Consider the following 11,834-nt stretch of genomic DNA (forward strand, 5'->3'; position numbering starts at 1 on the left):
TTAAAAAATGATAAAAAAGACAGTTGCAAACGTTCGCGAGGCCTGTGAAGGCATTAAAGACGGGATGACTTTTATGCTCGGGGGCTTTGGGCTTTGTGGCATTCCCGAAAATATTATTTCGGAATTGGTTAATAGAAATATCCAAAATGTTACTTGTATTTCAAACAATGCGGGTGTTGATGATTTCGGCCTTGGACTTTTATTGAAAAAGCACCAAATAAAAAAAATGATTTCTTCCTATGTAGGCGAAAATGCAGAGTTTGAGCGGCAGATGTTAAGCGGTGAAATGGAGGTTGAACTAGTGCCACAGGGAACTTTAGCACAACGCTGTGAAGCCGCTCGAAGCGGAATCCCTGCATTTTATACTCCCGCGGGCTATGGAACAGAAGTGGCCGAAGGCAAGGAAACTAGAGAATTCCACGGAAAAATGTACGTTATGGAAAAAGCTTTTGAAGCAGATTTTTCCTTCGTAAAAGCTTGGAAAGGTGACGAAGCCGGAAACCTCATCTTTAAGGGAACCGCTAGAAATTTTAACCCAGCCATGTGTGGCGCAGGAAAAATTACCGTTGCGGAAGTAGAAGAATTAGTTCCAGCTGGCGAATTAGACCCAAATCAAATCCATATTCCAGGAATTTTTATCCAAAGAATATTTCAAGGGGAAAAGTATGAAAAGCGTATTGAGCAATTAACTGTAAGAAAAAGAAACTAATGGCACTTTCAAAAGAACAAATAGCACAGCGAATTGCAAAAGAAGTAAAAGACGGCTACTACGTTAATTTGGGAATTGGAATTCCAACCTTGGTAGCCAACTTTGTACGTAACGATATAAGCGTAGAATTTCAAAGTGAAAACGGAATTCTAGGAATGGGTCCATTTCCTTTTGAAGGCGAAGAAGACCCAGATTTGATTAATGCAGGAAAACAAACTATAACAGCCCTACCTGGTGCATCTTTTTTTGACTCGGCCATGAGTTTCGGGATGATTCGTGGGCAGCATGTAGATTTAACGATACTTGGGGCAATGGAAGTTTCCCAAAACGGAGACATTGCCAATTGGAAAATTCCCGGGAAAATGGTGAAAGGAATGGGTGGCGCCATGGATTTGGTTGCTTCCGCAGAAAATATTATCGTCGCGATGATGCACACTAACCGTGAAGGCGAGTCTAAATTATTGAAAGAATGCAGTTTGCCACTTACGGGCGTTAAATGTGTTAAGAAAATAGTTTCAAATCTTGCCGTTTTGGAAATCGTGGATGGGAAATTTCACCTTCTTGAACGTGCACCGGGGGTTTCGGTGCAAGAAATTATAAAAGCTACGGAAGGTGATTTAATAGTAAATGGAACCATAAAAGAGATGGAATTTTAAGAATAATATCAATCTCAAAAGTTTTAAAAACCATGATTTTCATGGTTTTTTTATGTTAAAAAAAGGTCTAAAAGCAATCAAATGTTAAAATTTAATGCATTTCATCGAATTTATATGCTTTTTATCGTTTTGTTTGAAAATTGTTTTCATCTTAGCAGACCCAAATCTTACCAACTTAACCTCATATGGAAAAAGTAATTAGATCTTTTAAAAGCACCAGAGAATTGTTAGTAAACGTGCTTTTCATTTTTAAGAAAGTGTTTTTATTGGTCTAATCTTTTTTTATGGTTGTTTATGCCCCAAATCTGTTGTGAAGCAGATAAAAAAAATCCCGTTCTTAGTGAGGTTAGAACGGGTTTTTTATTGCTTATTCTTAAGTGTTTCTAAATTCCTTTCGGAATTGCCTCAATTAGTTTTTTTGAATACTCCGTTTGTGGATTTGCATAGATTTCATCCGCATCGCCCAATTCCTCAATTTTTCCTTTGTTCATTACCAAAAGCTGATCAGACATATATTTAACCACCGCCAAATCGTGTGATATAAATATATAGGTAAACCCGAAATCATTCTTCAGTTCATTCAGCAAGTTCAAAACCTGCGCCTGCACAGAAATATCCAAAGCTGAAACAGATTCATCACAAATAACCAATTTTGGCTCCACGGCAATGGTTCGCGCTATTCCCACCCGTTGGCGTTGCCCGCCAGAAAGTTCGTGTGGATAGCGATAGAAATAACTTTCATCCAATCCAACTCTTTCAAGCAAGGACAGAACTCGTTCTTTTCTTTCTTTTTTATTTTTTCCCAAATCGTGCACTTCCATAGGCTCCATCAATGCCTGGCCAATCATTAAACGCGGATTTAAAGAAGAATAGGGATCTTGAAAAATAATCTGTATTTCTTTCCGAAGATTTCTGATTTCACTCTTTGAAAGTTTTGTAAGTTCCTTTCCTCGGTATTTTATGCTTCCGGAAGTTGCCTTTTCAAGTTGCAGAATTGTTTTTCCTAAAGTAGATTTTCCGCAACCGGATTCGCCCACAAGTCCTAAAGTTTCTCCTTCAAAAACTGAAAAACTAACGTTGTCAACCGCTTTTACAATTTCTTTTTTCTCAAATATGCCAACATTGCTGAAATACTGTTTTTCTAAATTGGTGATTTCCAAAATTGGGTTTTGGGTATAAATTTGTTTATGTTTTTTTGCGCGCTCGGCCGCTTTCACTTCCCGTGCCACAAAACTTTTATCGGCAATGGAAGCAATGGTGGGCAATTTGGCCAAGCGAACTTTCAATGATGGTCGCGACTCTAAAAGTGCTTTTGTGTATTCTGCCTGTGGATTTTTGAAAATTTCTTCAGTGGTTGCGTTTTCTACAATGGCACCTTTATACATCACCACGACTCTATCGGCAATTTCTGAAACCAAGTTCAAATCGTGCGATATAAAAACCATCGCCATCTTCGTTTCTTTTTGGATTGATTTTAAAAGCGAAATAATTTCTTTTTGAACCGTTACATCTAGTGCAGTTGTAGGTTCATCGGCAATGAGCAGTTTTGGTTTGCATGCAATGGCCATTGCAATCATAACTCGCTGCATCTGTCCACCGCTTATTTGGTGTGGATAGCTATTAAAAATTTCATTGGGCCGCGGCAATTTTACTTTTTCGAATAATGAGATGGTTTCTTTTTTCGCTTCGGAAGGATTCATCTTTAAGTGAAGTCGCAGTATTTCGGAAACTTGAAAACCACATTTTAACGAAGGGTTCAGCGCGCTCATCGGTTCTTGAAAAATCATGGCTATTTCACTACCGCGGATTTTTCGGAATTCCTTTTCATCAATTTTCAGCAGATTTTTTTTTTCAAAAAGAATATTCCCCGATAACGTTGTTTGCTTTTTCGGCAACAGGCCCATAATGGAAAGTGAGGTAACCGATTTGCCCGAACCGGATTCTCCAACAATGCCCAAAATTTCATTTTCAAAAACATCAAAAGAAATGCCGCGCAAAACTTCTGTGCTTTTGCCTTTATGGCCAAAAGAAATTGAAAGGTTGGTTGCTGAAAGTAGGCTTTTGCTATTCATATATTCAAAGATATAACAAACAAGAGAATAATATTTTAACTGCAGTTCATCGAAAAGAATTTCGTTTAATCGAATTTTTTCGTTCTTTTAAGTGTTTTTAAAAACATAACAAACTATTTATTCACTAAATCTTACATTATTATGAAAAAAATTAACAAGTTCGTTTTTCTGTTTTCGTTAATAATCTTTGTGTTTTCTGCGGACGTTTCCGCCCAAAACAAAAACGATGAAAAGAGAAACGTTAAGCAACCCCCAAGTCTGAAGGTTTTTGATGCTTCGCAATCCTATTCCCTTCAAAATTCCTCCCAAATTTTTAAAGAAGTTTTAAATCCCTCCTCAGAAACTTCATTCACAACGCTAAAACAAGAACAAGACCCTTTAGGGTTTACACACCAAAAAATGCAACAATACTATAAAGGTGTTAAGGTAGAATTTGGCACAGTAGTATTGCACAGTAAAGAAGGCTCTGTAAAATCATTAAGCAGTGAATTTTACAGAATTAATGAGTTTGACGTAACTCCAACAATCAGCAAATCGCAAGCATTCAATAAAGCCATAAATCATATAGGTGCTCAAAACTATATGTGGGAATATCCAGATGCAGCAAAAGAAATGGACAATTACACAAAACCGGAAGGCGAACTTGTAATTTTGCCAGATTTTTCAAGTGCTGATAATATTAAAGAGATAAATGCCTATAAGCTGGCGTATAAGTTTGATATTTTTGCTACAAACCCAATAAGTCGCGGTTACCTATATATAGACGCAAAAAATGGACAACCTCTTTTTTATGATGCAATCATAAAACACGCAACAGATATGGGATTCGTTGGAAAAGCAAAAGCAACCGTAGAAACCGAAACGGAATTTTGTGAGCGAATCGCAGTTGAAGAATTACCTGTTGTATTGGCAAGCGGAACTGCACAAACCAGATACAGCGGCACAAGAACAATTGAAACAGCACTAAGCGGCGGAAGCTATATTTTAAGTGATGCAGGCAGAAAGGTTTATACCCGTGACGCTTTACATCAAGCAGCAGCAAGTCCTTATCCTTATGTAAACAATTATCAACAATTTACAGACAACGATAATAACTGGACGACGGCTGAGCACAGTGCAAATAAAGACAATGCAGCGCTTGATGCGCATTGGGGAGCTATGATGACTTATGATTATTGGCAACAAAAACATGGTAGAAATAGTTATGATGGTAACGGCGCCCAAATAAGAAGTTATGTACATGTTGGCACTAATTATGACAACGCTTTCTGGAACGGTTCTGTAATGTCTTACGGTGATGGCTCTTGTGTTTCCGAAGGCTGTAATGGGTTTGATGCATTGACATCTATAGATGTTGCGGCTCACGAAATTGGACATGCCGTTACAACATATACAGCAAACTTGGCTTACCAAAGAGAATCAGGGGGTCTAAACGAAGGGTTTTCTGATATTTGGGGAGCTGCTATTGAGCATTTCGCAAAAGGAAACGGAAGCGACACAAATCCATCAGCTGCCGTTTGGTTGATTGGTGATGAAATTGATCGCCGTAGCGGGTCGGCCGCATTGCGCTCTATGAGCAATCCTACTTCACAAGGTCAACCGGATACTTATGGTGGCCAATACTGGCAAAATCCAAATTGTGGAACTCCTACACAATACAATGATTACTGCGGTGTGCATACCAATTCCGGTGTTTTAAACCATTGGTTTTACCGTACAGTTGTAGGTGGATCCGGAACAAATGATATTGGAAATTCATTTAACATTTCTGGAATAGGAATGACAAAAGCTTCCAATATTGCATATAGAACTTTAAGTTTCTATTTATCTGCAAATTCTACATATGCAAATGCTAGAACTGGAGCTATTCAAGCAGCCATTGATTTATACGGCGCTGGCAGTGCCGAGGAAGAAGCTGTAACCAACGCTTGGTATGCTGTTGGGGTAGGTAGTGCTTATGATGGCGGTGGAGATCCACCTCCAGGAGATTGCCAAACTGGGGATATTTACCTGTCAATTACTTTTGACAATTACCCAGAAGAAACTGGCTGGACATTGAAAAACTCTTCAGGCACAACCATAGATTCTGCAAGTTATACTTCTGCAAACCCAGATGGATCAACAGTTACCAGAACTTTTTCAAGTTTAGCTGTTGGGGATTATACATTCACAATTACTGATGCTTATGGTGACGGTATTTGCTGTTCTTATGGAAATGGTTCTTATACTTTATCCAGTGATGCTGGAGTTATTTTCAGTGGAGGTAGTTTCGGAAGTTCTGAAACAACCGCTTTCTGTATTGAAGCAGGAACTGGAGGAGATACACAAGCTCCTTCAACCCCAACCAATTTGGTTGCTTCAAACGTAACGCAAACCACCGCAACACTTTCATGGAATGCTTCCACTGATAATGTTGGCGTAACCGGTTATGATGTTTTCCAAGGAAGTACAAATATTGGCACTGTTACGGGAACTTCGGCAAATATTACAGGTTTAGTTGCTTCTACAGCATATTCCTTTAAAGTTAGGGCTCATGATGCAGCCGGAAACAATTCTGGTTTTAGCAATACGGTGAATTTCACTACTCAGTCTAATTCTATTACTTATTGTGCTTCAAAAGGGAACAATTCAAGCTATGAATGGATTGATCTTGTGAAATTAAATAACCTCAATAAATCTTCAGGAAATGATGGTGGTTATAAAGATAATACAAGCTTGAGCGCAAATGTGGGCTACGGTTCAAACACTATACAGTATAGTGCCGGTTTTTCAAGCGGTAGCTATCGTGAATATTGGAGAGTCTGGATAGATTTTAATCACAATGGAACTTTTGATTCCAATGAATTGATGGTTAATAGAAATTCAACAAGCAGCGGAACGTTGAGTTCATCGTTCACCGTACCTACTTCAGCATTGTCAGGACCAACAAGAATGAGAGTTTCTATGAAATATAGCAGTTCACAATCAGCTTGTGAAACTTTTAGCTATGGTGAAGTTGAAGACTATACAGTTAATATAGGCACTAATCCTGTTCAAGGTATTGACGGCGGAAATAATTCTTTAAGCAATGCTGAAATGACATTGTATCCAAACCCAGCAAAACACACATTGAATATTTCGCTAATTGATGCTGCCGGCAAAGATTACGTGATCTACAATACCGTTGGCCAAGTTGTGGGCAAAGGAGCATATACTGAAAACGTTGATGTTTCTTCTTTACAAAGTGGTATTTACATCATCGAAGTAAATACTGAAAACAACAAACTAATGAAACGTTTTGTAAAAGAATAGTTATTTAATATTGAAAATTGGAGAGGCCCATTTCGTTTTGAAATGGGCCTCTTCTTTTTAAATATTTTGAAAATTTTATAAGGGATCCCCCACTTTAATATCACATCTATGCCCAGGCTGCCCGTGCGGTGGATTTACACCACCACCTGAAATTGTGGGAGGAACCGAATTGGTTTTGTTTAAACCAGGTGTAGTAGCACTTCCTGGACCATTCAATGGAGCGCCAACAGGAATAGCACAATCATGACCGGGTTGTCCGTGTGGTGGATTTACAGCTACATCACCAGTAGCGGAATTGTTTATTGTTTGGGATGAAGTAGGCGCTACATTTTGCAAAGCTTGTTTTTTCTGTTCCAGGGTTGCTTCTTGAACTGTATTAGGTGTTTCCACTTCAGTTTCTTTATCCTTACAGGAAATAAAAAGTGGAGCCGAAGCAAGTAAAACTATTAAAAATGATTTTGGATTGAATCTTGGAATTATCATAGATGTGCTATTTTATTATGATTGATAAATCTACTAAAAATAAAATAGAAATCCACATTTAGAGATTTCTTCCAGAAAAATGCTACACAGAAAGTATTTCGTCTTCGTTTAAAATTTCCTCATTCCGAAGTCGCAAGAAAATCTGGGCGACTGTAACTGTGTCTTTTTCACAATAAATAATGATTCTGTCAATATCTTTTTCTTCGTAAAAAACTTGTCTCACTTGGCTGCCATCAATATCATCCTTCGGCGAAGGAATGCCCAAGACATGAGCCATCAACTTGAGGGAGGTAAAGGTTTTATAATCGCCAAACTTCCACAGCTCCAGTGTGTCCAAATGCGGAACTTCCCAAGGTTTTTTTCCGAAGAGGTCAAGTTTGAAAGGAATGTCAATTCCATTAATAATCATCCTTCGGGCGATGTATGGAAAGTCGAATTCCTTCCCGTTATGTGCGCAAAGCACATGATGAGGTTTATTGAAATGTGTTTCCAAAAGTGTTTTAAAATCCTTCAGAATTTTCACCTCAGCACCATGAAAACTTGTTACGCGAAAATTCCGAATATCGCCTTTCAATACAAAATAGCCTACGGAGATACAGACAATTTTTCCAAACTCTGCCCAAATTCCAGCACGTTCATAAAAGTCTTCTGCTGAAACTTCATCCTTTCTTTGGTATTGGCTTTTCAGTTCCCAAAGCGTTTTTGAAGTATCGTCCAATTCGTCAAAATTTTCGTGCTGCGGAACGGTCTCAATATCCAAAAACAGGATATGTTCCAAGTTTATTCGCTTAATCATATTTTGAAATTTTCAATCGGGGAGAGAATTAAAGCTACAAAAAATTATTGGTTTTGTTCCAGCATTTTATAAACTTCATCCACATAAACATAAAAATCACTACTAAAAGGTAAATCTGTTTTATTGCCACGCTGATGGCCCAACCGAACAATAATCAAATCATCCTCTGGAACAACAATAACATACTGACCCAAAATACCACGCATTGCAAAAATTTTCTTTCCCATAAAATCACTCAACCAAAAGCCGTAACCGTATTCTGCACTTTCAGCAAATCGCGGTTTGATGGATTTTGCCACAAAAGCCGAATCCAAAATTTGTTGTCCGTTCCATTTGCCGTAATCTTTATAAAGTTTTCCGAAACGTGCAAAATCCCGTGCATTACTTCCCAAACAGCAATATGCTTTCACCAATCTGTTTTCATCATCATCAATTTGCCAAATTGCTGGTTGCTCAAAACCCATGGGCTGCCAAAAGCTATCTTGCAGATAACCACTTAAATTGATACTTGCCCTTTGAATGGATTTTTGAATCACCATCGCTAAAAGTTCGGTGTTCCCGCTTAAATATTTGTAGCGCACCCCAGGCGTATCAACCACTTTAAGTTTCAAAATAGTTTCCGCCAAATCAGAATCATAATAAGCTCTCGCCGTCATTCCAAATGGATTGGAATAGGATTCGTCCCAATCCAAGCCCGAAGCCATCGAGGAAAGATCGCCAACCGTCATTCCAGTTCCTGCATATTGTGGATAGAAATCACCAACGGGTTGTTCCAAGCTTTTTATGAAACCATCGTCGATGGCTTTTCCAAGTAAGGCTGAGGTAATACTTTTCGCCATGGAAAAGGAATTGGTTTGAGAGTTTTTCGAAAAACCATCAAAATATTTTTCATACCAAATGCTGTCGTTTTTTATAATCAAAAAAGAAACTGTCCCCAAGGTATCGTTCATTTCTGAAAGTGCTTTGGTGGCTTCAACCGTATTGTAATCTTTATGGATTGGCCAAGGCTGCGGATTGATGCTTGCAGGAATTTCTTCAACTTCAAAAAATTTAAAATCGTCAATATAGGCAGTGGTGTGCCCGTGAAGATAGACCACCCAAACGCCTTTTAAAATATAGCCGTAGCCCGTAACATAAAATCCAATTACCGAAACGATAAGTAGAATAAAAACCCATTTGAAGAATTTTTTGAGCCTTTTCATCTAAAATAAGGATTGCTGTGGTGACGGATTTTCAAATTCCAAAAGCCATTTTTTTCGATGCAATCCGCCAGCATAACCAGTGAGCGAACCATCACTACCAATAACCCGATGACAGGGAATAATGATAGAAATTGGATTCTTTCCATTGGCCGAAGCTGCCGCACGGATTACTTTAGGGTCGCCTAAAGTGTTTGCCATTTGTTGGTAGCTGGTCGTTTTTCCAAAAGGGATTTCTTGTAATTCTTCCCAAACACGCTTCTGAAAATCGGTTCCTTCTGGGGAAAGTTTTAAGTTGAATTCCTTCCGATTTCCTTCAAAATACTCTTGAAGTTGTAAAGCCGCATCTTTTAATTCTTTTGGTATTTTTTCAGAAACCACATCATTTTCTTCGTCTTTAAAAAGCACCGATGCCAATCCCTCTGCATCTCCTTTCAATTCTAAAATTCCCACGGGAGTGTTAATAAATGCGGTTTTCATTATTCGTCTTCTTGTTTGGGTTCCAAAACCTCGTTTAATTGTATTCCCATACGTTTTGCACGACGTTCCCAGTTCTTTCTGGCTTGTAGTTGCATATCTTCAATGCTGTCGCTTTCGTCCATAATTTCAAGTCCCAAAAGGGTTTCAATAATATCTTCCATTGTTACAACGCCTATGGTGTTTCCAAAATCATCAACCACCGAAGCAATGTGCACACGCTGTTTTATAAAGGTTTCAAAAAGTTCCGGAATCGGTTTTTCTGCAGAAACAACAAAAATTTCCCGCTTCAAATCGCTTAACAGTTTATCGCCACGGTCTTCCACAATTTCTTCCAAAATATCATCCCGCAGTACAAACCCAGTAATATTGTGGCTTTTCCCCTTATAAACGGGAATTCTTGAAAACCGCAAGCTTTTGTGGCTTTGATGAAAATTTTCCAAATTCATGGTTTCGTCTTCCAGCGTAACCACCGTAAAGGGCGTCATCACATCTTTTGCCTGCACGCTTTTAAAAACCAAAAGATTTTTTATTACTGTTGTTTCGCTTTCTTCAAAAACGCCTTCTTCTTCCGCAGCATCCGTGATGGCGATAAATTCCTCGCGGCTCATGGTGCTTACGTGTGCAGATTTTCCAACCATTCGTGTAATTAACATTAACAGCCATAAAATCCCAGTATATTTTAAGGGGAATATTATAAAGTTCAAAAACATCGCAGTAAATGACCCTAACTTTTTCCAGTAAGTAGCGCCAATGGTTTTTGGGATTATTTCTGAAACTACTAAAATAAGCATCGTCATTATCGCCGAAACAATTCCAACGATGTTCATTCCAAAAAGTTCTAATTTATAGGGTAGTTTTTCCGCTTCAACCCCCACAAGTATTGCTCCTACAGTATGTGCAATCGTGTTAAGGGTCAAGATTGCAATCAGTGGTTTGTCTATGTCTTTTTTAAAATTCGTCAAAGTTTTTGCGTAGGCTTTCCCTTCTTGAGCCTTCATACGCAAATAAGTGGGGGTAAAACTCAGCAAAGCGGCTTCCAAAATGGAGCATAAAAACGAAAAGAAAATGGAAAGCACCGCATAAACAATCAGTAAGGTCATAGTGATAAAATAATTTTCCTCTAAAATAAAGATTTACAAATTGGTAAAGTCGAAACACTTTGTTAATTGCATAAAAAAAACCGCCACAGTGGGCGGTTTTTTATATTACTACGAGGCTTTTAAAAGTGGCCGTAGTGTACTTTCCCAACGTTTCGCATCCTGAAGACACACAAATGCATCTTTGGAAAGCTCGTTTTCATCGTGCTCATTGTAAAAAGATATCTCGCGTCTGCCAGCTTTTTCCACAATTTCCAAACCAACCCAATCCAGGGTTTTATCGGTTTGTTTGATGCTTTTTGCGCGACAATCCTTCACATCTTCCATATTTACAATTTTAAAATCTGCGGAAGGATTTGTTTTCGAAGTATAAACCAATTTTTTTGAAACCTCATCCACGCCAATCACACAATTGCCAATAACATCAATGTTTTTTAACTGAATACCATTGGTCTGTGAAAGCTGTTTTACAGATTTCTTCACTTTGTTGTCCTTGCCAGATGAGGCTATAATTAAATAAGCCACTGGCGCCAACATTACTAACGTAATAATAATTCCCACAAGGGTTGCACTGAATTCCATAATGAATAATTTTTAAGATGAATAATTTTGAATAGATAAGCGTTTGAAAATCAATTCAAACACAGCCAAAAAATCATCAAAAAATCACCAAAAAAAGTGGAAGGGAAACAAATGCCGGAAGATGAGCTCCCGTTTGTCTTTTACAGAATAAGAAGAATTAAATAAAGAAGAAACATTGGCAAACGAAAAATCTTGATTGGAATAAAAAGTTCCAAACAATCCGAGCCCCAAATATTCATTCTGCGAAACCGTTTGTGAAGCCTCGCCAATAGAGATTTCATTAAAAACAAAAGGCTTGCCGTGATCGTTGTGTTGTAAAGCCGAAATTTTGGTGGTTTTGTTCTTAACTACCGTTTCTCCAGCAAAAGCCAAATTCCCGAAAACCAACAAAATGGCAATCGAGACCAGCAACCTACCTATATGTTTTTCAACATGTTTCACGCCGCAAATGTATGTGAAAAATGAATTC

General features: G+C 38.2%; 11 protein-coding genes. 3 read left to right on the forward strand and 8 right to left on the reverse strand.

Annotation, left to right across the window (positions count from 1 at the left end):
* Positions 1–7 precede the first annotated feature (7 nt).
* Positions 8–709, forward strand: a complete 702-nt coding sequence (locus tag A7A78_RS09590) for a CoA transferase subunit A (protein WP_068762233.1) — start codon at positions 8–10, stop codon at positions 707–709.
* A complete protein-coding gene (locus A7A78_RS09595; RefSeq protein ID WP_068762234.1) occupies positions 709–1,365 on the forward strand; it encodes a CoA transferase subunit B in 657 nt (218 codons plus the stop codon). Before A7A78_RS09590 ends, A7A78_RS09595 begins: the two co-directional genes overlap by 1 nt.
* Before the next feature lie 383 nt (positions 1,366–1,748).
* On the opposite strand, the gene A7A78_RS09600 is transcribed toward A7A78_RS09595, so the two are convergent.
* Positions 1,749–3,437, reverse strand: a complete 1,689-nt coding sequence (locus A7A78_RS09600; protein ID WP_068762235.1) for an ABC transporter ATP-binding protein — start codon at positions 3,435–3,437, stop codon at positions 1,749–1,751.
* Between the two features lie 141 nt (positions 3,438–3,578).
* Here A7A78_RS09600 and A7A78_RS09605 point away from each other — a divergent pair, with 141 nt between their 5' ends.
* Positions 3,579–6,728 (forward strand): M4 family metallopeptidase, encoded by a 3,150-nt coding sequence (locus A7A78_RS09605; RefSeq protein ID WP_068762236.1) that lies wholly within the window; start codon positions 3,579–3,581, stop codon positions 6,726–6,728.
* 75 nt (positions 6,729–6,803) lie between these two features.
* Here the strand turns inward: A7A78_RS09605 and A7A78_RS09610 are convergent, their stop codons facing one another.
* The 7 genes from A7A78_RS09610 to A7A78_RS09640 form a co-directional block, all read right to left on the reverse strand.
* Positions 6,804–7,211, reverse strand: coding sequence for a hypothetical protein (locus A7A78_RS09610; protein WP_068762237.1), 408 nt, complete (start codon positions 7,209–7,211; stop codon positions 6,804–6,806).
* Positions 7,212–7,293: 82 nt separating this feature from the next.
* On the reverse strand, positions 7,294–8,007 hold the full coding sequence (locus A7A78_RS09615; RefSeq protein WP_068762238.1) for a 3'-5' exonuclease: 714 nt from the start codon (positions 8,005–8,007) through the stop codon (positions 7,294–7,296).
* Between the two features lie 44 nt (positions 8,008–8,051).
* Positions 8,052–9,209: a serine hydrolase domain-containing protein gene (locus tag A7A78_RS09620; RefSeq protein WP_068762239.1), complete on the reverse strand. Its 1,158-nt coding sequence runs from the start codon at positions 9,207–9,209 to the stop codon at positions 8,052–8,054.
* Positions 9,210–9,686, reverse strand: a complete 477-nt coding sequence (locus tag A7A78_RS09625) for a methylated-DNA--[protein]-cysteine S-methyltransferase (protein WP_068762240.1) — start codon at positions 9,684–9,686, stop codon at positions 9,210–9,212.
* Positions 9,686–10,786 (reverse strand): CNNM domain-containing protein, encoded by a 1,101-nt coding sequence (locus tag A7A78_RS09630; RefSeq protein ID WP_068762241.1) that lies wholly within the window; start codon positions 10,784–10,786, stop codon positions 9,686–9,688. The genes A7A78_RS09625 and A7A78_RS09630 overlap by 1 nt, the downstream gene beginning before the upstream one ends.
* A 108-nt stretch (positions 10,787–10,894) precedes the next feature.
* Complete coding sequence (locus A7A78_RS09635) at positions 10,895–11,365, reverse strand: hypothetical protein (protein WP_068762242.1); 471 nt, start codon at positions 11,363–11,365, stop codon at positions 10,895–10,897.
* Between the two features lie 84 nt (positions 11,366–11,449).
* Positions 11,450–11,806 (reverse strand): hypothetical protein, encoded by a 357-nt coding sequence (locus tag A7A78_RS09640; protein ID WP_131811123.1) that lies wholly within the window; start codon positions 11,804–11,806, stop codon positions 11,450–11,452.
* Positions 11,807–11,834: the final 28 nt, after the last annotated feature.

The organism is Aequorivita soesokkakensis (genome assembly GCF_001641085.1).
GTDB classification, from domain to species: domain Bacteria; phylum Bacteroidota; class Bacteroidia; order Flavobacteriales; family Flavobacteriaceae; genus Aequorivita; species Aequorivita soesokkakensis.